Source organism: Variovorax sp. efr-133-TYG-130 (assembly GCF_030208835.1).
Lineage (GTDB): Bacteria > Pseudomonadota > Gammaproteobacteria > Burkholderiales > Burkholderiaceae_C > Variovorax.
This window is the reverse complement of record NZ_JARVTD010000009.1, coordinates 146,334-171,958: the sequence shown is the minus strand read 5'-3', so window position 1 is coordinate 171,958 and position 25,625 is coordinate 146,334. Positions and strand designations below refer to the sequence as shown.

General features: G+C 67.3%; 24 protein-coding genes and 1 riboswitch. Of the genes, 9 read left to right on the top strand and 15 right to left on the bottom strand.

Features of this window, described 5'->3' with window-relative positions; genetic code table 11:
- Window positions 1–34: 34 nt before the first annotated feature.
- The 5 genes from nusB to ribD all read right to left on the bottom strand — a co-directional run bounded on the left by nusB (window position 35) and on the right by ribD (window position 4,132).
- Complete coding sequence (nusB, locus tag QRN67_RS11265) at window positions 35–592, bottom strand: transcription antitermination factor NusB (RefSeq protein WP_081271156.1); 558 nt, start codon at window positions 590–592, stop codon at window positions 35–37.
- Window positions 589–1,053 carry a 6,7-dimethyl-8-ribityllumazine synthase gene (ribH, locus tag QRN67_RS11260; protein WP_081271157.1) on the bottom strand — a complete coding sequence of 155 codons (465 nt, stop codon included), beginning with the start codon at window positions 1,051–1,053 and terminating at the stop codon, window positions 589–591. Before ribH ends, nusB begins: the two co-directional genes overlap by 4 nt.
- Before the next feature lie 7 nt (window positions 1,054–1,060).
- Window positions 1,061–2,215, bottom strand: coding sequence for a bifunctional 3,4-dihydroxy-2-butanone-4-phosphate synthase/GTP cyclohydrolase II (ribBA, locus tag QRN67_RS11255; RefSeq protein ID WP_285411822.1), 1,155 nt, complete (start codon window positions 2,213–2,215; stop codon window positions 1,061–1,063).
- The gene (locus tag QRN67_RS11250) at window positions 2,212–2,877 is read right to left on the bottom strand and encodes a riboflavin synthase (RefSeq protein ID WP_081271159.1); all 666 of its coding nucleotides are present in this window, start codon (window positions 2,875–2,877) and stop codon (window positions 2,212–2,214) included. The genes ribBA and QRN67_RS11250 overlap by 4 nt, the downstream gene beginning before the upstream one ends.
- Before the next feature lie 133 nt (window positions 2,878–3,010).
- Window positions 3,011–4,132 carry a bifunctional diaminohydroxyphosphoribosylaminopyrimidine deaminase/5-amino-6-(5-phosphoribosylamino)uracil reductase RibD gene (gene ribD / locus QRN67_RS11245; RefSeq protein ID WP_285411821.1) on the bottom strand — a complete coding sequence of 374 codons (1,122 nt, stop codon included), beginning with the start codon at window positions 4,130–4,132 and terminating at the stop codon, window positions 3,011–3,013.
- Between the two features lie 195 nt (window positions 4,133–4,327).
- Between ribD and QRN67_RS11240 the strand changes: the two genes are divergently transcribed.
- The 6 genes from QRN67_RS11240 to QRN67_RS11215 are packed head-to-tail and all read left to right on the top strand — an operon-like array spanning window position 4,328 to window position 9,563.
- Window positions 4,328–4,855, top strand: coding sequence for a GspH/FimT family pseudopilin (locus tag QRN67_RS11240; RefSeq protein ID WP_285411819.1), 528 nt, complete (start codon window positions 4,328–4,330; stop codon window positions 4,853–4,855).
- On the top strand, window positions 4,801–5,400 hold the full coding sequence (gene pilV / locus QRN67_RS11235; RefSeq protein ID WP_503010891.1) for a type IV pilus modification protein PilV: 600 nt from the start codon (window positions 4,801–4,803) through the stop codon (window positions 5,398–5,400). The genes QRN67_RS11240 and pilV overlap by 55 nt, the downstream gene beginning before the upstream one ends.
- Window positions 5,397–6,221 (top strand): PilW family protein, encoded by an 825-nt coding sequence (locus QRN67_RS11230; RefSeq protein WP_285411815.1) that lies wholly within the window; start codon window positions 5,397–5,399, stop codon window positions 6,219–6,221. Before pilV ends, QRN67_RS11230 begins: the two co-directional genes overlap by 4 nt.
- Window positions 6,218–6,904: a PilX N-terminal domain-containing pilus assembly protein gene (locus QRN67_RS11225; RefSeq protein ID WP_285411814.1), complete on the top strand. Its 687-nt coding sequence runs from the start codon at window positions 6,218–6,220 to the stop codon at window positions 6,902–6,904. The genes QRN67_RS11230 and QRN67_RS11225 overlap by 4 nt, the downstream gene beginning before the upstream one ends.
- Before the next feature lie 20 nt (window positions 6,905–6,924).
- Complete coding sequence (locus QRN67_RS11220) at window positions 6,925–9,081, top strand: pilus assembly protein (protein WP_285411813.1); 2,157 nt, start codon at window positions 6,925–6,927, stop codon at window positions 9,079–9,081.
- A gap of 20 nt (window positions 9,082–9,101) precedes the next feature.
- Complete coding sequence (locus QRN67_RS11215; protein ID WP_285411812.1) at window positions 9,102–9,563, top strand: type IV pilin protein; 462 nt, start codon at window positions 9,102–9,104, stop codon at window positions 9,561–9,563.
- A gap of 38 nt (window positions 9,564–9,601) precedes the next feature.
- Here QRN67_RS11215 and nrdR read toward each other — a convergent pair whose 3' ends face one another.
- The 4 genes from nrdR to QRN67_RS11195 all read right to left on the bottom strand — a co-directional run bounded on the left by nrdR (window position 9,602) and on the right by QRN67_RS11195 (window position 13,115).
- Window positions 9,602–10,045 (bottom strand): transcriptional regulator NrdR, encoded by a 444-nt coding sequence (gene nrdR / locus QRN67_RS11210; protein ID WP_106934830.1) that lies wholly within the window; start codon window positions 10,043–10,045, stop codon window positions 9,602–9,604.
- Window positions 10,046–10,063: 18 nt separating this feature from the next.
- Complete coding sequence (glyA, locus tag QRN67_RS11205; protein WP_081271167.1) at window positions 10,064–11,308, bottom strand: serine hydroxymethyltransferase; 1,245 nt, start codon at window positions 11,306–11,308, stop codon at window positions 10,064–10,066.
- A gap of 41 nt (window positions 11,309–11,349) precedes the next feature.
- Window positions 11,350–11,475, bottom strand: a riboswitch (ZMP/ZTP riboswitch).
- 30 nt (window positions 11,476–11,505) lie between these two features.
- On the bottom strand, window positions 11,506–12,357 hold the full coding sequence (locus tag QRN67_RS11200; RefSeq protein WP_081271168.1) for a lytic transglycosylase domain-containing protein: 852 nt from the start codon (window positions 12,355–12,357) through the stop codon (window positions 11,506–11,508).
- Between the two features lie 506 nt (window positions 12,358–12,863).
- Window positions 12,864–13,115 (bottom strand): hypothetical protein, encoded by a 252-nt coding sequence (locus QRN67_RS11195; protein WP_285411868.1) that lies wholly within the window; start codon window positions 13,113–13,115, stop codon window positions 12,864–12,866.
- Between QRN67_RS11195 and QRN67_RS11190 the strand changes: the two genes are divergently transcribed.
- Entirely contained in the window at window positions 13,033–16,854 is a 3,822-nt protein-coding gene (locus tag QRN67_RS11190) for a DUF748 domain-containing protein (RefSeq protein WP_285411810.1), read from the top strand. The two genes, QRN67_RS11195 and QRN67_RS11190, sit on opposite strands and share 83 nt — an antisense overlap.
- Window positions 16,855–17,055: 201 nt before the next feature.
- On the top strand, window positions 17,056–19,887 hold the full coding sequence (locus QRN67_RS11185) for a DUF349 domain-containing protein (RefSeq protein WP_285411808.1): 2,832 nt from the start codon (window positions 17,056–17,058) through the stop codon (window positions 19,885–19,887).
- Between the two features lie 82 nt (window positions 19,888–19,969).
- Here the strand turns inward: QRN67_RS11185 and QRN67_RS11180 are convergent, their stop codons facing one another.
- The 6 genes from QRN67_RS11180 to QRN67_RS11155 form a co-directional block, all read right to left on the bottom strand.
- Complete coding sequence (locus tag QRN67_RS11180) at window positions 19,970–20,566, bottom strand: hypothetical protein (protein WP_285411806.1); 597 nt, start codon at window positions 20,564–20,566, stop codon at window positions 19,970–19,972.
- Between the two features lie 93 nt (window positions 20,567–20,659).
- Complete coding sequence (locus QRN67_RS11175) at window positions 20,660–21,451, bottom strand: M90 family metallopeptidase (protein ID WP_285411805.1); 792 nt, start codon at window positions 21,449–21,451, stop codon at window positions 20,660–20,662.
- A 14-nt stretch (window positions 21,452–21,465) separates the two neighbouring features.
- Window positions 21,466–22,227, bottom strand: a complete 762-nt coding sequence (locus QRN67_RS11170) for a UDP-2,3-diacylglucosamine diphosphatase (protein WP_285411803.1) — start codon at window positions 22,225–22,227, stop codon at window positions 21,466–21,468.
- A gap of 25 nt (window positions 22,228–22,252) precedes the next feature.
- A complete protein-coding gene (locus QRN67_RS11165) occupies window positions 22,253–22,765 on the bottom strand; it encodes a peptidylprolyl isomerase (RefSeq protein ID WP_081270927.1) in 513 nt (170 codons plus the stop codon).
- Window positions 22,766–22,791: 26 nt separating this feature from the next.
- Window positions 22,792–23,385, bottom strand: coding sequence for a peptidylprolyl isomerase (locus QRN67_RS11160; RefSeq protein ID WP_285411801.1), 594 nt, complete (start codon window positions 23,383–23,385; stop codon window positions 22,792–22,794).
- Window positions 23,386–23,465: 80 nt separating this feature from the next.
- Window positions 23,466–24,053, bottom strand: coding sequence for a tetratricopeptide repeat protein (locus tag QRN67_RS11155; protein WP_081270925.1), 588 nt, complete (start codon window positions 24,051–24,053; stop codon window positions 23,466–23,468).
- A gap of 189 nt (window positions 24,054–24,242) precedes the next feature.
- Between QRN67_RS11155 and cysS the strand changes: the two genes are divergently transcribed.
- Window positions 24,243–25,619, top strand: a complete 1,377-nt coding sequence (gene cysS, locus QRN67_RS11150) for a cysteine--tRNA ligase (RefSeq protein WP_285411799.1) — start codon at window positions 24,243–24,245, stop codon at window positions 25,617–25,619.
- The last annotated feature ends 6 nt before the right edge of the window (window positions 25,620–25,625 follow it).

Sequence of the window (25,625 nt, the reverse complement as noted above, 5' to 3'; positions counted from 1 at the left end):
GGGCGAGCGCCTTCGGGCGGCCGGGCGGCACTCCTCATGCCTTGGCTTTCCCCGAGGCGCGATCGGCTTCCACCTCAAGTGGGCGCAGCTGCGGTGCCAGGCCGTTCAACACCGCGTTCACGTACTTGTGGCCATCGGTGCCGCCGAATTCCTTGGCCAGCTCGATGCACTCGTTGAGCACCACGCGCCACGGCACGTCGAGGCAGTTCTGGAACTCGTACACGCCGATCCACATCACGGCGTGCTCGATGGGCGAGATTTCCTCGAACTTGCGGTCCAGCAGCGGGCGGATCAGCGCGTCGAGCTGCTCCGCGCCTTCGATCGAGCCGTGCAGCAGCGCGTCGTAGTGCAGGGCGTCGGCCTTGTGGAAGCCGGCGAGGTCGCGCGTGAAGTGGTCGATGTCGGTCGGGTCGTTGCGGCCCACAAGGTGCTGGTAGAGCGCCTGCAGCGCGAACTCGCGTGCGCGGCTGCGGTTCGACTTGGCCGAAGCCTTGCGCGCGCCGGTGCTCGTGAGGCCGACGCGCGACTGGCGCGGCTTGGCGCCATCGGCGGGCTTCGCGGGCTTGAGGGGCTTGGAGGTGTCTTCGGTCATGAAAGGGTGGCCAGCAGTTGCGCCATCTCGACCGCCACGCGGGCCGCGTCGCGGCCCTTGTCGGTCTGCCGGGCAACGGCTTGCTCGAGGTTTTCGGTGGTGAGGATCGCGTTGGCGATGGGAAGTCGGTAGTCGAGCGCGACGCGGCTCACGCTGGCGCCCGATTCGTTGGCCACCAGCTCGAAGTGGTAGGTCTCGCCGCGGATGATGCAGCCCAGCGCCACCAGCGCGTGGTAGCCGCCGCGCTCGGCGAGCGCCTGCAGCGCCACCGGCACTTCGAGCGCACCGGGCACCTGCAGGTGGTGGATGTCGTTGGCGGCCACGCCCAGCGCCTCGAGTTCCGAGAGGCAGGCCGAGGCCAGCGCGTCGGTGATGTCGGCGTTGAAGCGCGCCTGCACGATGCCGATGCGCAGGCCTTTTCCGTTGAGTGGCGTGTTCTCGCCTTTATTTGCGCCTTGCATGGTCTGGTCAGTCTTTCGTGAGGTAGCCGGCAATCTCGAGGCCGTAGCCCGCCGCCATGCTCGGCATGCGACGCGGCGTGCCCAGCAGGTTCATCTTGTGCACGCCGCATTCGCGCAGGATCTGCGCACCGATGCCGTAGCTGCGCAGGTCCATGCGGCCGCGCTCGGGGGCTTGCGCGGGGCGCGCCGTGCCGTCGAACTGGGCCAGCAGCTCGCCGGCGGTTTCGCCGCAGTTCAGCAGCACGGCCACGCCCTTGCCCTCGTTCGCGATGTGCGAGAGGCTGGCGTCCAGGCTCCACGAGTGCAGCGAGCGGTTGATTTCGAGCGCGTCGAGCACCGACAGCGGCTCGTGCACGCGCACCGACACCGTGTCTTCGGGTGCCCACTTGCCGCGCACCAGCGCCAGGTGCACGCCGCGGCTGGGCTTGTCGATGAAGGCGTGGGCGGTGAAGGCGCCCCAGTTGGTCTGGATCTCGCGGCAGCCGACTTTCTCGACCAGCGACTCGACGCGGCTGCGATGCTCGATCAGCGCGGCGATGGTGCCGATCTTCATGTTGTGCTCGGCCGCGAAGATCTGCAGGTCGGGCAGGCGGGCCATGGTGCCGTCCTCGTTCATCACCTCGCAGATCACCGAGGCGGGCGAGCAGCCGGCCATTGCGGCCAGGTCGCAGCCGGCCTCGGTGTGGCCGGCGCGCATGAGCACGCCGCCGTCCACCGCCTGCAGCGGGAAGATGTGGCCGGGCTGCACCAGGTCGGCGGCCACGGCGTTGGGCGCGACGGCGGCCTGCACGGTGCGCGCGCGGTCGGCGGCCGAGATGCCGGTGGTCACGCCTTCGGCGGCCTCGATGGACACGGTGAACGCGGTCGAATGCTTGGCGCCGTTGCGCTGGACCATCGGCGGCAGCTGCAGCCGTTCGCACATCTCGCGCGAGAGCGTCAGGCAGATCAGGCCGCGCGCATGGCGGGCCATGAAGTTGATGGCTTCGGGCGTGACGTGGTCGGCGGCGATGACGATGTCGCCTTCGTTCTCGCGGTCTTCCTCGTCCACCAGGATCACCATGCGGCCGGCGGCGAGGTCGGCCACGATGTCCTCTACCGGCGAGATCGGGGCTGGGGCGCGCGCGGCGCGGGGGGCGCCGATCGGCGTGACGGAGGCGTTCATTCGGCTGTGTCCTTGGAATACGTGGAAGACGGGGGCACCAGCACGCCGGCCTGGAGCATGCGCTCCACGTAGCGCGCCACGGTATCGATTTCTAGGTTGACCTTCGAGCCGGCCTTCAGGCCGCCGAGGGAGGTGTTGTCGACGGTGTGCGGGATCAGGTTGATGCTGACCTCGGCGCCGCCTTCGATGTCGGCCACCTTGTTGACGGTGAGGCTCACGCCGTTGATGGTGATCGAGCCCTTGTAGGCCAGGAAGCGGGCCAGCGCCGGCGGCGCGACCACGCGCAGCTCCCAGCTTTCGCCGACCGGCTCGAAGAAGCTCACGCTGCCGATGCCGTCCACGTGGCCCGACACGATGTGGCCGCCGAGGCGGTCGCTGGCGCGCAGGGCCTTCTCGAGATTGATGCGGCTGCCTTCGTCGGTCAGGCCGGCCGTCTTGTCGAGCGACTCGGCCGAAATGTCGATGGTGAACTGCCGTTTTTCGGGGACGAGGGTGGTGACGGTCATGCAGGCGCCGTTGAGCGCGATGCTGTCGCCCAGCCCGACGTCGTCGAGGTAGCCGTCGGGCGCCTCGATGCTGAGTCTTTTGCCGTAGGAGGAGGAGGTGCCGAGGTCGTGGATGGCGGCGATGCGCCCCACGCCGGTGATGATTCCGGTGAACATCCCGGCATTTTCGCAGACATCGTGAGCCCCCCGGCTCTTCATGGCGCTTTGCGCCATGTAATTCGCCACCCCCCCGGGGGGAGGCGCGGTCCGCCTTGGGGCGGCCCGGCGGCGGCCGCTCGTGCGCCGGAGGCTAGAAGGCGTCCCTTCCGGCGATCCGGGCCACGATGCGCAGATCGGGCCCGAGCATGTCGACGGACTTGAATTCGAGGGGCATGGCGCCCGCCAGCGAGGTCAGCGGACCGTCCGAATGCAGGTGGCTCGCGATGTCCAGGCCGCTGCCGATCAGCTTGGGCGCCAGGTAGACCAGCAATTCGTCGACACAGCCTTCGCGCAGCAGCGAGCCGTTGAGCTTGTGGCCCGATTCGACGTGCAATTCGTTCACGCGGCGCGCCGCCAGGTCTTCCAGCATGGCGCCCAGGTCGACCTTGCCATTGGCATCGGGCAGGCAGGTGACGGTGGCGCCCCTTGCCTCCAGCGCCCTGGCTTTCTCGTCGTCGCGGCTGGCCGCGTAGATCCAGACGGCGCGGCCTTCGATGAATATGTTCGCGTCGGGCGGCGTCTGCAGCCGGCTGTCCACCACGACCAGATGCGGCTGGCGCGGGGTCCGGACCAGGCGCACGTCCAGGCGCGGGTTGTCCTCGAGCACGGTTCCGACGCCGGTCAGCACCGCGCTGGCGCGGGCCCGCCAGGCGTGGCCGTCGGCGCGGGCGGCTTCCGAGGTGATCCACTGGCTCACGCCGTTCTCGAGACCGGTCTTGCCGTCGAGCGACGCGGCCACTTTCATCCGTACCCACGGGGTCTTGCGGACCATGCGGCTCAGGAAGCCGATGTTGAGTTCCCTGGCCTCCTGCGCACCCGGCCCGATTTCGACCTCGACGCCCGCGGCGCGCAGCCGCTCGAAGCCCTGCCCGGCGACCAGCGGGTTGGGGTCGGTGAGGGCCGCGACGACGCGGCTCACGCCCGCCGCGATCAGCGCGTCGCAGCAAGGGCCGGTGCGGCCATGGTGGGCGCAGGGCTCCAGCGTGACCCAGGCAGTCGCGCCAACGGCGGAATTGCCCCGCGCCGCAGCATCGCGCAACGCCATGACTTCGGCATGCGGGCCGCCGACCTGCTGGGTGTGGCCCTGGCCGATCACGTCGCCGTTCGCGGCGACCAGCACGCAGCCGACGCGGGGATTGGGATCGGTCTCGGGGCCGGCCTGGCGCGCGAGATTCAGCGCCTGAATCATGAAATTCGCGGTTTGATTTGTCATTTCTTTTAACTTGAATTGCCTGAGTATTGAATTTTCGAGGCAATTGAAAACGGGTAGCCATTTGTCCATTTTTCTTGACCGTCCGTCATCGAATTGGCGCGTCGGCGGGAATTGAAAAATAGAATTTTCCGAATATCGAAGAGTCAGGGAGCTATCCGCCGGGGCACTGGAATGCGACGCGGCGGAACGTACAACATGAACAACGTATTTTGCGCGTCCTCGCGGGCGCATGCGCGCCATACCGGTAGGCGACGGGGCTTCACCCTCGTCGAAATGATGGTTGCAATTGCTTTGGTGATCATCTTGCTGGCAGTGGCGCTGCCAAGTTTCGTCAGCCTGGTTGAAAAGTATCGCGTCGAGGGCATGGCCTCGGCCTTGACGGCGAGCGTGGGCCACGCGCGCTTCGAGGCGGCCCGGCGCGGAAAGACCGTGACTATCCGGGCGCGTCCAGGGTGCGTCGACAAAGGCTGGAGTTGTGGCTGGGACACCCTGGTTGGAAGCGGCGACGCCGTGGAAACCCTCAGGCGCCAGGAGCCCGATGCGCGGGTCGAGGTGAGGAAAACCGTGCCCGGCGTCATGTCGTTCGACGCCATGGGTGACTCCGACGGCGGTGACAGCTTCCGCCTCTACCCGACAGGAAAGGCCGGGTCGTCCCGCGCCGTGATGTTGTGCGTTTCGCGTGCCGGGCGCCTTCGAGTGGCCAAGGGGCGCGACAAGTGCTGAGCGCTCCGACTCGCAAGCCGCATGGGCAGGGCTTGAGGCAAGCGGGCTTTTCGATGATCGAGGTCATGGTGGCCGTTGTCGTGCTTTCGTTCGGCCTGCTCGTGCTGGCCGGCTTCCAGTTGCGCGTGCTTTCCGAAAGCGCAGGCGCCAGCAACCGGAGCATCGTGGTGCGACTGGCCGGCGACATCGCCGACCGGATACGTGCCAACCGCTTTCCAGGCGCAGTAGCGGACAGCCCCTACGTGACCGACTGGTCGCGAGCGGACCCAACGGGTCCCGAGCCTTCATGCGTCGGGGCCGGCGCCCATTGCAGCGCCACCCAGCTCGCGGCCGACGATCTGTGGCGCTGGAAGCGCGCGGCGGCGGACGCGCTACCGGGTGGACTGGCCGACATACAGAGCAAGGCAACGGCCGGCGGTTTGCTGTTCGTGCATATTGCCTGGGACGAGCCTGCCGTCGCCAACCCGATCGCGCCGGACCCGGAGTGGAACTGTCCGGAGCGCAAGGCGTGTATCGAACTCGTCGTAGCGGCGCCGCAGCCATGAACGGAAAGGCGTTCTTCCCTTGCGCGCGGCATGCCGGTTTCACGCTGGTCGAGTTTCTCGTCGCACTGGTCATCGGCTCGGTGGTGGTGCTGGCCGCCGTTGCGAGCATGCTCGGCACCCGCACCGCAGCCATGGCGGGTGACGACGTGCATGTGCTCAACCAGTCCTCTGCGTTGGCGTTCAGGATGTTGGGCCAGCAGATACGGCAGGCCGGCTACACGCCTCTCGACGCCACGCAGCCGCTGTATTACTTCAACGTCAACCCGGACAAGGACACCCTTCTCAAGAACGAACCGGCGTTCTTCGCCATCAAGGGAGAGGAGTCGAAGAGCGGTTCGGGGAACGACACGCTGAAGGTCGGCTACGCGCCGAGCCCCGACTACTTCAAGGACTGCCTGGGTCAGCGCGCCAAGAGCGCGGCGGGCGAGCCCTACGATGCGGCCCATCCCGCCGACCCGGAAAACGTGCGTTTGATCACCAGCGAGTTCGCTGTCGAGAATGGGACGCTGAGATGTCGGGGCAGCGGCAATGCCGCACCGCAGCCGCTCATCGACGGCGTCGAGCGCTTCGATGTGATGTACGGCGTGAGCGCCGGCGCGGGAAACGAAGCAGTGGCGCGCTACGTGACGGCAGCCGGCGTCGAGAATTTCAACCGGGTCCGCACGGTACGGGTCTGCCTGCAACTTGCGGGCAACTCGAGTAGCAATCCGGGCGGTGACTACACAGACTGCGACGGCGCGGCGAAAACCACCCGTGACGGCAAGCTGCGACGCGTCTACACGGCTGTCTTCGCACTGCGCAACAACCTGGAGGCGCCATGAGGCACCTCGTCGACCGTCGCACGCCCGCGGCGCAGCACGGGTTTTCGCTTTTCATCGTGCTGACCATGCTGCTGCTCTCGGCCCTGCTGGCGCTGGCCGGTGCGCGGACCGCCCTGTTGCTCGAGTCGGTGGCGGGCAACCAGCGCGAGCATCAGCGGGCCTTCGAGGCTGCCGAGGCGGCGCTGCTCGACGCGGAGCGAGACATCCGGCAGCTGGCCTATGCCGACTCGACCGAGACCTACGTTGCCTGCGCCGGACTCCCGAAGTCGCCCTGCCGCAGGGCCGAAGACGGCCGCGTCTTTCCCGACCGCGACACCGGTTGGGTGACCGTCTACATGAACGACGGCGCCAACAGCTGCGAGCAAGGTATCTGCTACTTCGCCGCGCCCGATTCGGTCGCGGCGGCGTCCGGGAGCGAGGCCTACCGGTTCTGGAGCCGCAATCCGTATGCGAGAGAGCACGCGTCATATGGGCAATTCACCGGGGCACCCCACGCCGGCAATCCGGCGCTGCGCAATGCGAAGTACTGGATCGAGGTCATCGACCGCAAGAACGGCAAATATCCCTTGTACCGGATCACTGCGGTCGCCACGGGCACTCGCAGCGCGAGCACTGCGGGTGGCACGCAGGTCGAATTGCAGATGGCCTTCGATCCTGATCCGGTCGCCGCCAGGATGAATTGAACAGCGTGGCAGGGCGAGGCATGAAGATCAAATGGTTCTTGAGGGCTGCCGCAGTGTCCGGCCTGATGCTGGCGCAGGGCGTCGGCTACGCTGCGCAGTACCCGCTGGCACCGGCGCCGAGGCCTGGCTGCAGCGGGAGCTACGCCGGCTTGGCCGATCGGCCGATCACGGCGGCCTCCATCTCGGCCAGCGCCTCCAGGGTTTCGACCGGCACGGCGGTCTACAGGGCGGGCTATGACACGGCCAACTGGTCGGGCACGCTCACCGCCACCAGGTTCGGCGCCGACGGCCGGCTGGCGAGCGCGGCCCAATGGTCCGCACGCGACCTGCTCGACACCCGCATGGCGGCGGCGGGCGCGCACGGCAGCAATCGCAAGGTGCTCAGCTTCTCGGGCACCGCTGCTGCAACGGCGACCAGCCCTGCGACAAGGGGCACCGGAATTCCGTTCCGCTGGGCCAACCTGAGCGACGCGCAAAAAGCCGCGCTCAAGGGAACCACCGGCACCGATGACAAAGACACCGCGCTCGGGCGGGCCGTGCTCGACTTCCTGCGCGGAGACCGCAGCAATGAGGGCGCTGGCCTGCAACTGCGCAAACGCGGCCATGTGCTCGGCGACATCGTGGGCTCCGGCGTCTGGTACGCGGGAAAGCCCAACAGCGGTTTCACCAGCGATGCCTATGCCAAATTTGCCTCGATCGCCCGCACGCCGATGGTCTACGTGGGCGCCAATGACGGCATGCTGCACGCCTTCGACGCGGGCTCTGGACAGGAAGCGTTCGCCTATGTGCCCGAAGGGCTCTACGGCACGGCGGCCGCGCCAAAGCTCAAGCGGCTCAGCGAAGGCAGTTATTCGCACAGGTACTACGTCGACGGCAGCCCCTTCGTGGCTGACATTTACATGGGTGCGACCGCCACCGCCTCGACCACCGATGCCGAGAAAGTGGCTGCATGGAAGTCTTTCCTCGTGGGCACGCTGGGGGCGGGCGGCAAGGGCTACTTCGTGCTCGACGTCACCAAGCCCCAGGACATCGACGAGACCATGGCCCGCGAAACGGCACTCATCGACACGACCGCGCTTTCCGACGACGACCTGGGCCATCAGTTCCAGCAACCCGCGCTCGACTCCTTCTCCAGGCGCGCACTGCAGATGGCCCCGCTGAACAACGGCCGCAAGGCCGTGATCCTGGGCAACGGCTACAACAGCACGAGCGAGAAGGCGATGCTGTGGATCCAGTATCTCGACGGCGACAAGTCGATCCTCAAGATCCCGGCGCCAGTCACGCAGGGCGCGGGCACCGGCAACGGACTGTCGGCTCCGCGGGTGATCGACCGTGACGGCGACGGCAAGGTCGACCTCGCCTATGCGGGCGACCTGCTGGGCAACATGTGGCGCTTCGACCTGAGCGACCGCGACAGCAGCAAGTGGAAAGCGACCCTGGGCTCCGCAGCCACTGCCTCGAGCCTCGACAATGTGCCGCTGTTCGCAGCTGGCGCCACGCAGCCGATCACCGCGGCGCCGGTGGTCGCCGGCCATCCGCGCGGCGGCTACATGGTGGTGTTCGGCACGGGAAGGTTGTTCGCCGTCGGTGACGACAGTAATACCGCCAACCAGTATCTCTACGGCATCCGGGACGGGGCCAACGGCACGACCGGCACGGCCGTGCTGACCGATCTGGTGGCGCAGACCGTCGGCGGCGCCACTGTCGAGACGGACGGTGGCGAGTTCCGCACCGTCTCGAACAACAGCGTGAACTACAGCGGCTCCCGTGCCAAGCGTGGCTGGTACTTTCAGCTGCCGGCCGCCAAGGAGCGCATCCTCTACCCGGGCGATGCATTGAACAGCAGCGCCGGCCTGTTCTCGAGCACCGTTCCCGGTTCGGGTAGCAATGCGCTCGATTGCACGGCGGGCACCAACGACGAAGGATGGTCGATGGTGGTCGACTTCTTCGACGGCTCCGCACCCGACGGCATTGCCTACGGCACAGCCACCACCGCCACGACCAGCTATCTCGGTTTCCGCAACAACTCGGGCAAGGACGACATCGTCTTCGAGCCGCAGGGCCGGGAGAAGGGCAAGGACGTGATCTGCAATGCGGCCGGCGAGTGCAAGGCACCGATACGGCCTGACATCGTGCGCCGCTTCGGCTGGCGCAATCTGATGTCGCCGTCGAACTGACGGCGCAGCCGAGGCAAACCATGAACAGCTATTCCAAGCCGCCGCGCCGCAAGCAGATCCGCTCGCGCGGCTTCACGTTGATCGAGCTGATGATCGTAACGGCGGTGATCGGCATCCTCGCCGCCATTGCCTACCCCAGCTACACGCGCTACGTGCTGCGGGCCAAGCGCGCCGATGCCAAGCAACAGCTGTTGCAGGCGGCACAGTGGACCGAGCGCTACATGACCGCCAATGGACGCTACCCCCCGCCGACCGTCGCGCTGCCGGCAGGACTGGGGCAGTCGCCACCGTCCGGCACGGCGAACTATGCCATCAGCTTTGTCTCAAGAAACGACACCAGCTACATCTTGCAAGCCGTCCCTGTGAGGGCTTCGCGCAACGACGAGTGCGGAACGCTCACGGTCAACCAGCAGGGCGTCAAGCTGGCCGGCAACAGCACCGACGCATCGAGTGCGCTGGTGCAGCTTTGCTGGAACCGTTGAGGTGCCTGTGAGAGTGCTGCGGCGGTTGCCGTCGCGGCTCAGATGTCGCGCAGCAACTGCCTGAATTCGTCCACGTCCTCGAAGCTGCGGTACACCGATGCAAAGCGCACGTAGGCGACCTTGTCGAGCTTCTTGAGTTCGCGCATCACGAGCTCGCCCACCTTGGTCGAGTCGATTTCGCGCAGGCCGCTGGCCAGCAGCTTCTGTTCGATGCGAAGCAGGGCGTTGTCGATCTGCTCGATGCTCACCGGGCGCTTGCGCAGGGCCAGCATCATCGAGGCGCGCACCTTCGACGAATCGAAGTCGGCGCGGCTGCCGTCCTTCTTGACGACGACCGGGAAGTTGACGTCGGGCCGCTCGTAGGTGGTGAAGCGCTTGTCGCAGGCGCTGCACTGGCGGCGCCTGCGGACGAAGTCGGCGTCTTCCGAAACGCGGGTCTCGACGACCTGCGTTTCAAGATGACCGCAAAAAGGGCATTTCATGCGGTCAGGATTTGCGGCTTAGCGGTAGACAGGGAAACGGCTCGTCAGCGCATGCACCTTGGCGCGCACGGCATCGATGTTCGCCGCGTCGCGCGGGTTCTCGAGCACGTCGGCGACCAGGTTCGCGGTGATGCGGGCCTCTTCGTCCTTGAAGCCGCGGGTGGTCATGGCGGGGGTGCCGATGCGCACGCCGCTGGTGACCATCGGCTTTTCCGGGTCGTTGGGGATCGCGTTCTTGTTGATCGTCATGTGGGCGCTGCCCAGCACGGCTTCGGCTTCCTTGCCGGTGATGCCCTTGGCGCGCAGGTCGACCAGCATCACGTGGCTTTCGGTGCGGCCGCTCACGATGCGCAGGCCGCGCTCGGTGAGGGTGTCGGCCACGATCTGGGCGTTCTTGACCACCTGTTGCTGGTAGGCCTTGAACTCGGGCGACATGGCTTCCTTGAACGCGACGGCCTTGGCGGCGATCACGTGCATCAGCGGGCCGCCTTGCAGGCCGGGGAAGATCGCGCTGTTGATGGCTTTCTCGTGCTGCGACTTCATCAGGATGATGCCGCCGCGCGGGCCGCGCAGGCTCTTGTGGGTGGTGGAGGTGACGATGTCGGCGTGCGGCACCGGGTTGGGGTACACGCCCGCGGCCACGAGGCCGGCGTAGTGGGCGATGTCGACCATGAAGATCGCGCCGACGTCCTTGGCCACCTTGGCGAAGCGCTCGAAGTCGATGCGCAGCGAGTAGGCCGAAGCGCCCGCGATGATCAGCTTGGGCATGTGCTCGTGCGCCTTGCGTTCCATCGCGTCGTAGTCGATGGCTTCGTTGGCGTCGAGGCCGTAGCTCACCACGTTGAACCACTTGCCGCTCATGTTCAGCGGCATGCCGTGGGTCAGGTGGCCGCCTTCGGCCAGGCTCATGCCCATGATGGTGTCGCCGGGCTTCAGGAAGGCGAGCATCACGGCTTCGTTGGCAGAAGCGCCGCAATGCGGCTGCACGTTGGCGGCGTCGGCGCCGAAGATCTGCTTGACGCGGTCGATGGCCAGCTGCTCGGCCACGTCGACGTGCTCGCAGCCGCCGTAGTAGCGCTTGCCCGGGTAGCCTTCGGCGTACTTGTTGGTGAGCTGCGAGCCCTGGGCGGCCATGACGGCCGGCGAGGCGTAGTTCTCGCTGGCGATCAGCTCGATGTGGTGTTCCTGGCGCGCGTTTTCGGCTTGAATGGCGGCCCAGATTTCGGGATCGGTCTGTTCGACCAGGATATTGCGTTGGTACATGGCAGTCCTTTGAAGACGAGGTCCTTGTTCTTCAACCAAACAAGGGCTGCCCAGGCGAACGGCTGAACGCCTGTTGTGGCCAGGCGGTACGCTTCCCAGTGGTATTCCACGTCAGCGCGGGGCACCTTTTTCGGGTGCTGCGCCTATCGCCAGTCGCGTACGAGGCCGAGTGTAGCTCACACCCGGCCAGGACAGCTTCAGGAAACGCCGGAAAGCAGGGCGACCTTGGCGGGTTCGGAGCCTTCATCGGCCTTGACCGGCGCGGGTGCGGGCGTCACGACCGGAATCGGCTGCGCGCGCACGGTCGTGCGGGGCGGCAGCACCGACGGCGCGCGGCCGCTGGCAACCTGCAGCAGACGCTCGTGCTCGGCCATCACCTTGCCGGCGTAGCCGCCGTCGTCTTCGAGATTGGCCGCGCCCACGTAATAGCGCAGGCCGCCTTCGAGCGATCCGGCGCGGGCGATGCATTCCTGCAGCACCTTGACCCCGACGCGCATGTTGGTCACGGGGTCGAAGGCGGTGAGCGTGCCGCCCGCGCTTTCATACTTGTCGCCATGCACGCGGGTCATGACCTGCATCAGGCCCTGGGCGCCGACGTGGCTCTGGGCAAAGGGATTGAAACTGGATTCCACGGCCATGATGGCCAGGATCAACGTCGGGTCGAGCTTGGTGCGCTTGCCGATGTTGTAGGCCTCGGCGACGAGCACGCTCAGCGGCTCGGGCGCCACGCTGTACTTCTTGCTCAGCCAGTAAGCCACGGCGGCCTGCTGCTTGGGCAGGTCGCTGGGGCTCGCGGCGGTGGTACGCTCGATGGCGGTCGGCTCGAGGTCGGTGGCTTCAGGCGCGGGCTTGCGCGACTGCAGCCAGCCCATCAGTTGCTCCTCGCCGGTCTTGCGCAGGTCGGGCCGCGCCACGAGGGCGAGGGCCGCGAACACGATGGCCAGGCCGACCAGTGCAAACCCGTTGTGGGTGATTTCAAAAAAGCCGTCTGCCACATCGGACACGAAGGTCCTTAGCCCGCGGGCTGTGGCATCGAACGCCTTGTTCATCGCTCTTCCTTTCTGTGCGGCACCTGATACGCAAAGCCGGTGAGGGCGATGGATGAAGGCAGCGGCGCTTGGATTGGTACGAATCAGGCTCCGCGCATGGAGTGGAGGTGGGTTGGGAGCGCGGCGACCTGATCAAGCCGGTTGGGATTCGGCAGCGGATTCAGGGAGGCCCTTCTGCGTCAGGCAGTCAGGGCAGGCCGGATTCTAGCGTGGGTTAATACCTGGTCAAGCATAAGGAATTGCATCTTTATGCTAATAGTTGTTTAAAAAGTTCATGGTTTCGAGGTGTTTTGTCTTAGGTGAAATCCCTTTGTAAATTGCATTTGCAAAGCAAGGGTGCGGCGCCTAATCTGAACGGGCCTGAGGTTTTCAGGCATTTTTCCGAGGTCAGGCAGCCTGAGGTGTAAGTCGAGGGCTCGAACGACCGAGGATCCACGGTGGCAATCTCTTGCTGCCAGCACGGCGGGAACCATTGACTTCCGGTCGCGCGAAACGATGGCATGGGTCTAGCGCCCGCCATCAAGCCCGGTGGCAAGACGTTCGTCGAGCCATCGGGCTTTCTTTTTCTGCGCGCTGCCCAGCAGCTTCTCCGGTGTTTGCGGTATTTCTTCCGAAGCGCGGCTGCGGTTGCTGCGCTCATGGGGAGTTGAAGCGTCTTTGCGGCACACTCCGGCGATGGACGTAGCTTCGATCAAACAGAACAAATGGGTGCGGCGTGGGATCGTCGCGTTGCTGTCGTTGTTGGCCTTCTGGGTCATCGCTTGGCTGGCGGTGCCGCCGATCGCCAAGAGCCAGCTCCAGAAGATCGCAAGCGAGAAGCTCGGCCGGCAAGTGACCGTCGGCAAGGTCGACTTCAAGCCCTGGACGCTGGAGCTCACGTTGAACGATCTGCGCATAGCCACCGCCGATGGCAGCAGGTCGCAGTTGGCCGTCCAGCGCATCTATGCCGATGCCGAGCTGCAATCCATCTTCCGCCTCGCACCGGTGATCGACGCCGTGGCCATCGACGCGCCGGCCGTCCTGCTCACGCACCAGGCCGACGGCAAGTACGACATCGACGACATCCTTGCCAGACTGTCGGCCGGCCCGCCCGCCGACCCGAAGGCCAAGCCTGCGCGCTTCGCGGTCTACAACATAGCGATCAATGGCGGCTCGGTCGACTTCGACGACCAGACCGTCAAGCGCAAGCATGAGCTGCGCGACTTCGTGCTCAAGGTGCCTTTCCTGAGCAACCTCGATTCGAAGCGCGACATCAATACAGAGCCCAAGCTCGCCTTCGTGCTCAACGGCAGCAAGTTCGACTCCGCCGCTCTCACCACCCCCTTCGCCGACAGCCGCAAGACGGACGCGCACGTGCAGTTCAAGGGGCTCGACCTGGTGCCGTACCTCGGCTACATCCCGGGCGGACTTCCGGTGCGCCTGCAGGCGGGCAGCCTCGACGCCGACCTGAAGATCGGCTTCGAACACGGCGCCACCAACGGACTGAAGATCACCGGCACCGTCGAGGCGCACACCACCAAGGTGGCCGACGCTCGCGGGCGCGACCTGCTGGCCTTCGAGTCGCTCAAGCTCGCGCTGGACGACGTGCGGCCGCTGGAGTCGGTGTTCCACCTGAGCGAGATCGCGCTGGTCAATCCGCAGCTGGCGGTGGCGCGCGACGCCGCCGGCCAACTCAACCTGCTGGCCACCGACCCCGCCACCGGCGCGACCGAAAAGGCCGCGCCCCTTCCGGCGGCGCCCGCGAACCCGCCAGCCGGCCAGCCGGCCGAGAAGCCGGTGCTGAAGGTGCAGGTCGACAAGGTCGCGCTGAGCGGTGGCCGCATCGGCTGGCGCGACGAAACCGTCAAACCCGCCGCGGCCATCGACGTGACCGAACTCGGCTTCGATGTCACCGGCGTCACCTGGCCCATGGACAAGCCGGCCCAGTTCAACGGCAGCACCGCCATTGCCGGCGCCTCGCTCAAGTTCAAGGGCAGCGCCACCGACAAGGTGGCCAACGTGGAAACCGAGGTCGATGCGCTGCCGCTGTCGCTGGCCGCGCCTTATCTGGCGCAGAGCCTGGAGCCCACGCTCGACGGCAAGCTCAGCGGCCAGATCGACATCGCCTGGGCCCAGCCCAACCTCAAGTTCAAGGCTCGCCGCCTGGCCGCGGACGGGCTCGCGCTGACCCAGGCCAAGACCGCGCTGGCCAGCGTCGGGCGCTTCGAGCTGGTCGACGCCGAGGCCGACATGACGAACCACACGCTGAACGTGGCTTCGTTCACAGCCACCAACCCCAAGGTGCGCATCGAGCGCGACAACGAGAAGCGCTGGATGTTCGAGCGCTGGCTCAAGACGCCGGCCGGCGACGGCGCCAAGGAAGCCGAAGCCAAGGTGGCGGCGCCGAAGCCCGCCGCCGCCGAGGCGCCGCAGCCCGGCGCCAACACCAAGCCCTGGGCGCTGACCATCGGCAAGCTGGCCGTCGACAACGGGGCGCTCTCTTATTCGGACAAGGCTTCCGCGACCCCGGTGACGATCGAAGTCACCGCGTTCAGGCTGCTCGCCCAGAAGCTCGCCCCCGAAACGAACGGCACTTCGCCGCTGGAAGTGTCGGGCCGCATCGGCTCCGGGCGCTCCGAGCCGGGGCGCTTCGACTACAGGGGCAACGTCGTGCTCAAGCCGCTGGCGGCCGAGGGGCGGCTCGAGGTGGCGTCGTTCCCGGCGCATGCCTTCAAGGCCTACTACGCCGACGCGCTCAACGTCGACATCCGCCGCGCTTTCGCGAGCTATCGCGGCACCGTGCGCTACGCGGCCACGCCTGCCGGCATGAGCATCAAGCTGGCCGGCGATACCGCGCTCGACGACTTCCGGGCCAACAGCATTTCTCTCACGCAGTCGCCGGGCTTCGACCGCAACAACAACCAGTTGCTGAGCTGGAAGACGCTGAGCCTGCGCGGCCTGCAAGTCAGCATGGCGCCAAACACGGCCCCGGCGGTCGATGTGCGCGAGACCACGCTGACGGACTTCTTCGCCCGCGTGATCGTCGACCCGACTGGTCGGCTGAACCTGCTGAGCCTTACCAAGAAGGGCGAGGCGGAAGCCAACGCCGCGGCCGCCGCGGCCGGCGAGGCCAGCACCCGCAAGGGGCCGGGCGGAACGACCACCACAACGGCGGCCCGGGCGGCGGCGCAGAAGCCCGCAGGTCGCTCGGTATCGGCCGAGGAAATGGTCGGCGGCGCGCCCGAACCCGCCAAGCCGGCGGCAATCGCCGCGGCGCCGGCAGCGTCGGCAGCGGCCGATACGGGCCTGGCGCCGGTCATCAACTTCGGCCCGATGAGCCTGGTGAACGGCAAGATCGACTTCACCGACCTGTTCGTCAAGCCCAACTACTCGGCCGACCTCAGCGAGCTGACCGGCAAGCTCAGTTCGTTCTCGTCCAATCCGCCGAAGGGCGAGGGCGGACGGCCCGCGCTGGCCGACCTCGAACTGCGCGGCAAGGCGCAGCAGACCGCGGCACTGGAAATCACCGGCAAGCTCAATCCGCTGGTCAAGCCGCTCGAACTCGACATCACCGCCAAGATGCGCGACCTCGACCTCGCGCCGCTGTCGCCGTACTCGGTGCGCTACGCCGGCCACGGCATCGAGCGCGGCAAGATGAGCATGGACGTCAACTACAAGGTGGCGGCCGACGGCCAGCTCACGGCCACCAACAAGCTGGTGCTCAACCAGCTGCAGTTCGGCGACGAAGTGGCGGGCGCACCCGCCAGCCTGCCCGTGAAGCTGGCGGTGGCCCTGCTGGCCGACCGCAACGGCGTGATCGACGTCGACCTGCCGCTGAGCGGCTCGCTCAACGACCCGCAGTTCAGCGTCGGCCCGCTGATCTGGAAGGCGGTGGTCAACCTGATCGTCAAGGCCGTGACCGCGCCGTTCAGTTTGCTGACCGGTGGCCTGGGCGGCGGCAGCGGCGAGTCGAGCGCCATCACCTTCGATGCCGGCAGCTCGGACCTGAGCGCCGCCGCCAAGGAAAGTCTGGACAAGGTCGCGAAGGCCCTGACCGACCGGCCCACGCTGCAGATGACGGTCGCGGGCACCGCCAGCCTCGAAAAGGAGCGCGACGCCTACCAGCGCCAGCGCGTGCGCCAGCTGACCCTGGCGGAGAAGCGCCGCGTCGCGGTGCGCGGCGGCCAGGCCGGCACCGACGTGCCGCCCGTCACCGATGCCGAGTACCCCGAGCTGCTGACCGCCGTCTACAAGCGCGCGGACATCACGAAGCCGCGCAATCTCGTCGGCCTTGCCAAGGACCTGCCGCTCAAGGACATGGAAAACCTGCTGTTCGCGAGCGTGCCGGTCGACGAGGAATCGATGCGGCAGCTGGCCGTCGAGCGCGGCGCGGCCGTGCGCGACTACCTGCTTGCGAAGAGCGTGCCGAGCGAGCGCCTGTTCCTGGGCGCGGTGCGCACCACCGCCAGCGGCGCCGACTGGAAGCCGGGCGCCGAGCTCAGCCTCACTATGAAGTAACGCGGCGCAACCGCTTCGGGACTTGGTTTTTCTCCACGGCTTGCTATATATGTAGTCCGTCAATCTCCCAGCCAGCAACCCCGGGCTCGCCACGTTTCCAGGACGGAATTCGGCGGCCGGCCGCAAGTGGGTGAAAATGTCGATGTGCGCCGGCCTTTGCCGGCGCCTTCGCTTTCTCTACTAAGACAACGATTTCGCGCAGTGACCTCTACTTCTTCCAAGCCACACGACATTCAGGCCCTCGACACGCTGACCGGCGGCGCCTTCACCGCGCCGACTTCCGGCGAGCGCGCCGCGCGCATCCGCGACTGGCTCGCTGGCAACCCCGCGCCCGAGCAGATGCAGGAAGTCTTCAAGGAGCTGAGCGGACGTGACAAGGGCGCCGCACGCCTGCTGCGCGAAAAACTCGACGAACTCAAGCGCGCCAAGGGCCAGGAGGCCATCGCCGCCGAATGGGCGCAGAAGGCCGAGGCGCTGCTTGCACAGTCCAAGCTCAACATCGCGGACGCGCTGGCGTGGCAGCGTGACGCCGCCAAGGCTGGCGCACCGCTGTCGCGCGAACCGCTGGCCGGCCTGAAGCTCAAGCTGGCGGAGCGCGTCAAGGGCATCGAAGACCTGCAGCACCGCGCGCAGGTCCACCGCGAAGCCGCCGTGCTGCTGGCCCAGCGCTTCGAAGTGCTGTCGACCAAGGGCTGGCAGGACGCCCAGGCCGCCGAGGAATCGCTGCGCGCCGACGTGGCCCACTGGCAGCAGCAGGCGACCGAAATCACCGGCGACGCCAACTGGACCAGCCTGGACGCCAAGTTCGCGCCGCAGCTCGAGTCGTCGAAGTCGCAGCTGCTGGTGGTGTCCGATTCCTTCCATAGCGCGTTGGCCCTGGCCATTGCCGCCTCCGCCGACGCAGCGGCGCCGCTGCCGCCGGTGCCCGTGTGGGCCGACGAGCTGCGCGCCGCGCGCGGCGAAGTCCTTGCTCCCAAGGTGGCCGCTCCCGCACGCCCTGCCGCGCCCAAGGTCGATCCGGCCGTGCGCGCCGCCGCCCAAGACGCGGTGCAGGCCGCGCTCGCCAAGCTCGAGCAGGAAACCGCCGAAGGCCACGGCAAGGCCAGCGCCGGCGCCGCAGCCGCGCTGCGCGCCGTGCTCAAGGAACACGGAAAGCTGGTCGAGGCGCCGCTCGAAGCCCGCGTGCATGCCGCGCTCGTGGCCGCCGGCGAACTCGAAGGCTGGCAGCGCTGGAGCGCCGACAAGGTCCGCGAAGACCTCGTCGCCAAGGCCGAAGGCCTGCTCAAGCGTCCCGAAGGCCAGGCCCTCGGCGGCCGCAAGATGCAGGAAACGCTGCGCGCCCTGCGCGACCAGTGGAAGCAGGCCGACCAGGGCGGCGTGCCGAACCACGCGCTGTGGAAGCGCTTCGACGAAGCCTGCAACGAGGCCCACAAGGTGGTCGAGGCCTGGCTGGAGAAGGTTCGCGCCGACGCCGCCGAGCACCGCGCCCATCGCGTGGCGCTGATCGAAGAGGTCAAGGCCTGGGCGGCGGAACACGCCGGCGCCACCGATCTGAAGGCCCACAACCGCGCGCTGCACCAGTTCGCCGATCGCTGGCGCGATGCCGGCCATGTGGGCGAGAAGGTGTTCGCCGAGCTGCAGCCGCAGTGGAACGAAGCCTTCGGCGCCGCCCGCGCACCGTTCGAGACCGCGCAGAAGGCGAGCGTCGAGCGCCGCCAGGCCATGATCGCCGAGGCGACCGAACTCGGCGCCCAGCCGATGCTGCGCATCGACGCCGTCAAGGCGCTGCAGCAGCGCTGGCAGGCCGAGGCGCAGAGCGTGCCGCTCGACCGCCGCCACGAACAGAAGCTGTGGGACGCTTTCCGCGCACCGATCGACGAGGCTTTCAACCGCAAGACGGCCGAGCGCGAAAAGGCGTCGGCCGCCATGAGCGAGCACGACCGCCATGTGCTCGACGCCTCGAAGGCGCTCGATGCCGCCAACGCCGGCGGCGACGTGCAGAAGATCCGCGCCGCCATCGCCCGCCTGGAAGCGGCGCTGCGTGGCGAAGCCCCCCCGCCGGCTCCGAAGGCCGAACAGGCAGCCGCCGCGAGCGACGGCCCGTCGGTCGGCGCGACCGAGGTCGTGGCTCCGGGCCAGGCCGCCGCCGAATTCGGCGAGAGCGCCGAACAGGCACCCAGCCCGAGCGACGCGGAAGCCTCGCCCGGCACGCACACCGAGGCGCCCGGTGCTTCGGCCGATCTGGTGGCGCCCGCCGATGGCGCCGATGCATCGGCACGCACCGACGCCGCTGCGCAAGCCCCTGCCGCCGCGCCGAAGCCCGCTCCCAAGCCGGTGGTGGCCATGCGCGGCGACGACCGTCCGAGCAGCAAGAAGGCCGAGGCGGCACCCGCCGCTCGCGGTGCCGGCGGCCGCTTCGGCGACCGGCGCGATGCCGGCCGGCCGGGTGCGGGCGGCCCGGGTCGCCCCGGCGGCGACCGCGGCGCGCCGCGTTCCGGTGACCGCGGTGATCGCGGCGCCCCTGGCGGCCGCTTCGGCGACCGTCCGCCGCGTGAAGATCGCGGCCCGCGCCTCGGCGACGCGGCCTTCCGCGCCCAGCGCGAAGCGCTCGAGCGCGCCGACATGGCGCTGCGCAAGCTTGCCGCCCAGGCGCACGGCGAAGCCCTGACGCAGGTGCTCGGCGCCTGGGAGCAGCGCGATGCGGCGCGTCTGCCGAGCGTCCAGGAACTGGGCCGCGCGGTGACGCCGGCGGTGCGCACCGGCTGGTCGCAGGCCATCGGCTCCGCGCCGACCGCTGCCGCCAGCGATGCCGCCGAAGCGCTGTTGCGCCTCGAAATGGCAGCCGAAGTGCCGACGCCCGCCGAGCAGCTCGACGCACGCCGTGCGCTGCAGCTCAAGCTGCTGACGAAGCGCGGCGATCCGGCGCCGGCCCAGACCTGGGGCCAGGATGCCGGCAAGGTGCTGGCCGCCGCGCACGACGCCGCGAGCGCCCGCCGCCTGCAGAATGCGCTGAAGGCACTGCTGCGCAAGTAAGGCCGGCCTTTTCTTTCGGCCATGAAAAAAGACGCCCTCGGGCGTCTTTTTTCATTGGGCTGCGAGCCAGACAGGGGGAAGGTCAGACCTTCTCGCCGATCACGGGCGTCTGCACCGCCGCCGCCTGTTCGGCTGCATGGCCGCTGGCAATGCGGCGCCGGAGGAACAGTCCGCCAATGCCCAGCAGCAGGGCAACGGCGCCGACGATCAGCGTGCCCTTGTCGGTGGCGCTGGATGCTGCTGCCTTGTCCTTGTTTTCCATGATCTTCTGCACATCGGCCAGCGACACCACGGGCTGGCCCTTGAGCTTGACCTCGTAGACGAGGTTGTTGTCCGAGGGATCGACGCGTACGTCGACTGCTTCGTCGATCAGCGGCTCGAGCTTGCTGCGGCCGACCGCGTAGTCCACGCGCCACTTCTCGGTGCTGCCGTCGGCCAGCTTGGCATCGAGCACGAAGTAATGGCGCGTGGTGCTGCCGCCGCGCCGGCGCTTGGTGGTTTCCGTGATTTCGCTGCCGCTGACGATGGTGCCGCTCCTGGCCACCAGGTCTTCGACCGCGGTGCCGTGCGTGTCAGCGTTGGCCTTGAATTGCGCGTAGCCCGCCCACCCCAGAATCCCGATGCCGATCACCAGCGCGAGCCATGCCTTGCCAGTGAGTTGATAGATCCAATCCCTCATGTTGTTTACCTTTTTTGCGAGTTGATAACCCGTCAATGGTAAAGGCTTGAGCGCTATCAAATAAGTAGCAAACAATCTATATCAGGCTTGGGTTTAGGGCCTTTTAGGCAGAAAGAATTCATCGAAGATCGCGAGCACTTCGGGGAAGTCCCGGCTGAAATTCGGGCGATTCACGAAATAGGCCTCGCAGGCGACCGCGAAGAACTCGCTGATCGATGTCGCCCCGTAGGCGTCGAGCCACGGCGGCTCGGCGCCGAAGCGTTCGGCCAGGATGGTTTTTTCGCGGAAGTCTTCGTAGGCGGGCTTCATCACGGCCATCCACGCCGCGCGGGCCTCGCGCGCATTGCGCTTGCCGGCAAAGCCGGCCGGCAGCGGCGGGCAGCCGTTGGCGTCGCCGTTGCGCATGTCGATCTTGTGGGCGAACTCGTGGATCACGACGTTGTAGCCGCGGTCCGAGGTGATGCTGCTCGCGAGCACGTCGTCCCAGCTCAGCATGACGGGGCCGCGGTCCATGGCCTCGCCGGCCACGACTTCGTTGTACTCGTGCACCACCTGCGCGTCGTCGACCACCTTGCGGCGGGCCACCACCTCGGAGCGGTGCACCACGATGCCGACGAAGTCGTCGTACCAGGCCAGGCCGCCCTCGAGATGCAGCACCGGCAGCACGGCCTGCGCGGCGATGGCCAGCGCCACTTCATTGGTGATGCTGAAGTTGCGGGCGCCGTGGAATTCCTTGTCGCGCAGGAACTCGGCGGTGAGGGCGCGCAGCCGTTGCAGGTCGGCGGCGGGACGATCGGCGAGGAAGGCGTAGCGCGTGAGCACCGCCTGCCATGCGGCATCGGGAATCGGGGGCAGGGCGCGCAACCGGCGCAGCCACTTGAACATCGGCGGCGGCGCGGCTAGCGCAGGTCGACGCGCTGGGCGCCGGCGGGGGAAAGACAGAGCAATTGCGCGCGCGGCGGATGCGCGGCAGCGTCCCAGTCGCTCAGCACGATGCGGCGCATGCCTTCACCCAGGTCGTGGTCGGCGGGGCGGTGCGTGTGGCCGTGCACCAGCGTGTGGGCCTGGGCCTGCCGCAGCCATTGGCGCGCGGCGGCGGTGTCGACGTCGGCCCAGACGACGGAGGGATCGCGCTTGCGGTCTTCGCTCTGCACCCGCATCGAACGCGCGAGCGCACGGCGCTCCTCGAGCGGGCGCGAGAGAAACGCGGCCTGCCATGCGGGCGTGCGCACCTGGGCGCGGAACTTGAGGTAGTCGGTGTCTTCGAGGCAGAGGGCGTCGCCGTGGCTCAGCAGCCAGCGCTGGCCATGCAGCACCAGCACCGTGGGGTCGTCGAGCAGCGTGAAGCCGCACTGCGCCGCGAGTGCGGGGCCGACCAGGAAGTCGCGGTTGCCATGCATGAAGTACACCGGCAGCCGCTGCGCCGTGCGGCGCAGCAATTCGGCGCATTGCGCCTCGAAGCCGGGCTGGGCGGCGGCATCGTCGCCGACCCATACTTCGAACAGGTCGCCGAGGATGATCAGCGCGTCGGCCGGCGTGGTCTGCAGGTAGCCCTGCCAGGCCTCGAAAGTGGCGGGCTCGCCGGCCTGCAGGTGCAGGTCGGAGATCAGGTCGACAGTGCGCCAGGTGGCGGGCGCCACCAGTTCATTGAACACCGTCATCGCTGCCGCCACCGGGGGCTCGCGATCACTCTGCAGTGACGACGGCCTTCTCGATCACGACGTCTTCGAGCGGCACGTCGTCATGGAAGCCCTTGCGGCCCGTCTTCACGGCCTTGATCTTGTCGACCACTTCGGTGCCGGCAATGACCTTGCCGAACACGGCATAGCCCCAGCCCTGGGCCGAAGGCGCGGTGTGGTTCAGGAAGCCGTTGTCCGACACGTTGATGAAGAACTGGGCCGTGGCCGAGTGGGGCGCGCTGGTGCGGGCCATGGCGACGGTGTAGTTGTCGTTCTTCAGGCCGTTGTTGGCTTCGTTCTCGATCTCGGCGCCGGTGGGCTTTTGCTTCATGCCGGGCTCGAAACCGCCGCCTTGCACCATGAAGCCGGGGATTACGCGGTGGAACACCGTGTTGTCGTAGTGGCCCTTCTTGACGTACGAGACGAAGTTCTCGACCGACTTGGGCGCCTTGGCGGCGTCGAGTTCGAGCGTGATGACGCCGTAGTTCTTGATATGCAGTTCGACTTGTGGGTTGCTCATGAGGGACTCCTTCTTCGGAAAACGGATTACTTCGCCACCACGGTGGCGGACTTGATGGTGACGGGCTCGACCGGCACGTTCTGCATGCCGCCCTTGTTGCCGGTCTGGACGGCGCGGATCTTGTCGACCACGTCGGCGCCAGAGACGACCTTGCCGAACACGGTGTAGCCGTAGCCGTCGGGGCTGGGTGCGTTGAGCGAGTCGTTGTTCTTCACGTTGATGAAGAACTGCGAGGTGGCCGAATCGGGGTTGCCGGTGCGGGCCATGGCAATGGTGTACTTGTCGTTCTTCAGGCCGTTGCCGGCCTCCAGCGGAATGGGCGCACGGGTGGGCTTCTGCTTCAGGTCGGCGGTGAAGCCGCCGCCCTGGATCATGAAGCCGTCGATGACGCGGTGGAACACCGTGCCGTCGTAGTGCTTGTCCTTGACGTACTGCAGGAAGTTCTCCACCGACTTCGGCGCCTTGGCGGCGTCGAGTTCGACCACGATGTCGCCGGCCGAGGTGGCGAGCTTGACGCGCGGGGAGGCGGTCTGAGCATGCCCCGCGGCGGCGAACGTGAGTGCGGCGGCCAGCACGAGGGCGCTGCGGCGGCTGAATCGGGAGAGTGCGTGGATCGTCAAGTGATGCTCCGTGTGCGGATGGGGGAGAGCGGGGGGGCGCACGACGAATCGGTCGCCGTCGCGCGGGAGGCCTCGCTCGCTTACTTGCTGGTGCGGCCGACCGGCTTGCGGATGACCACCGGCGCCGCGGGCAGCGCGGCGGCCTCGGCTTCGGTCTTGGGCGTGAAGATCTGGCGGATCAGCGCCAGCTTGGGCGCGACGCTCGGGTTGGTGCTGGCGAACTGCTGGGCGCGCACGTATTCCTGGGCCGCGAGGCGGGCGTACACGTCGCCCAGGTTCTCGTGCGCGGTGGCGTAGTTCGGGTTGAGCTTGATGGCCTGTTCGAGCGCCGAGCGCGCCTGGTCGAACTTGCTTTGCGACGCATAGAGCGCGGCGAGGTTGTTGTAGGGCTCGGACAGTTCGGGGAAGTCCTGCGTGAGCTGGGTGAAGGCGGCGATGGCCTCGTCCTGCTTGTTCTGTTCGGTGAGGATCACGCCGCGCAGGAAGCGCATCTGCGGGTCGCGCGGCTTGCCGGCAATGTAGGTGTCGGCCTTGGCGAGCGCTTCGGCCGGCTTGCCCTGGCGCAGCAGGGTGTTCACGTCGTCATACTCGTTGGCGTGCGCGGCGCCCCACAGGCTGAACAGCAGGACGAAAGCAAGGGAGAGTCTGGAGAAAGCGGCGTGCTTCATGAAGCCTCGGAGTGGGAAGTGCGGGCTTGGGGAACACCCGGGAGATACTCGGCAGCAGCCGTTTATACTAGGTTGCATTGTAGCCGAGGGGCCATGTCCAACCCCTCGCGACCACAGCCCCCGTCACCCCTGAAAAACATCGTCGTTCGCCCGTGCCGCACGTGCGCGAAGCGACGTTTTCCGAATCTCATGAGTCTGCGCATCTACAACACGCTGTCGCGTGAATTGGAGGAATTCTCCCCCCTGCAACCCGGACAGGTGCGCATGTACGTTTGCGGCATGACGGTCTACGATTTCTGCCACATCGGCCACGCCCGCATGATGATGGCGTTCGACGTGGTGCAGCGCTGGCTGCGCGCCAGCGACTATGCAGTGACCTACGTGCGCAACATCACCGACATCGACGACAAGATCATCGCCCGCTCCGTGCAGCGCGGCATCACCATCCGAGAGCTGACCGACGAAGTGATCGCGGCCATGCACGAGGACATCGGCGCGCTCGGCATCGAGCCGCCCACCATCGAGCCGCGCGCCACCGAGTACGTGCCGCAGATGCTCGGCATCATCCAGAAGCTGGAGCACAAGGGCCTGGCCTATCGCTCCGAGAACGGCGACGTGAACTACGCGGTGCGCAAGTTCCCGGGCTACGGCAAGCTGTCGGGCAAGTCGCTCGACGAACTGCATGCGGGCGAGCGCGTGGCCGTGCTCGACGGCAAGCAGGACCCGCTCGACTTCGTGCTCTGGAAGGCCGCCAAGCCGACCGAGCCCGCAGACGCCAAATGGGAAAGCGCCTATGGCACCGGCCGGCCGGGCTGGCACATCGAGTGCTCGGCCATGAGCTGCGCGACCTTGGGCGAGACCTTCGACATCCACGGCGGCGGCGCCGACCTGCAGTTTCCGCATCACGAGAACGAGATTGCCCAGAGCGAAGGCGCCAACGGCAAGCCGCTGTCGCGCTTCTGGGTGCACAACGGCTTCGTGCGCGTGGACAACGAGAAGATGTCCAAGAGCCTGGGCAACTTCTTCACCATCCGCGAGGTGCTTCAGAAGTACGACGCCGAGAGCCTGCGCTTCTTCCTGGTGCGTACGCATTACCGCAGCGCGCTCAACTACAGCGACGCGCACCTGGACGACGCCCGCAATTCGCTCAAGCGCCTGTACACCGCGCTCGATCTCGTCGCACCGGCTGAAGTGGCCATCGACTGGACCCAGCCCTATGCCGCGCGCTTCAAGGCCGCCATGGACGAGGACTTCGGCACGCCCGAAGCCATTGCCGTGCTGTTCGAACTGGCCGGTGAAGTCAACCGCACCAAGTCTTCCGAAACCGCGGGCCTGCTGAAGGCGCTGGCCGGTTCGCTGGGTTTGCTGCAGGGCGATCCGCGGGCGTTCCTGCAGGCCGGCAGCACGCTGGACGACGCGGCCATCCAGGCCCGCATCGCCGAGCGTTCCGCTGCCAAGGCGGCAAAGAACTTCGCCGAAGCCGATCGCATTCGCCAGGAACTCCTCGAGCAGGGCATCGTGCTCAAGGACTCGCCCACGGGAACCACCTGGGCGGCCGCGCAGTGAACGGTA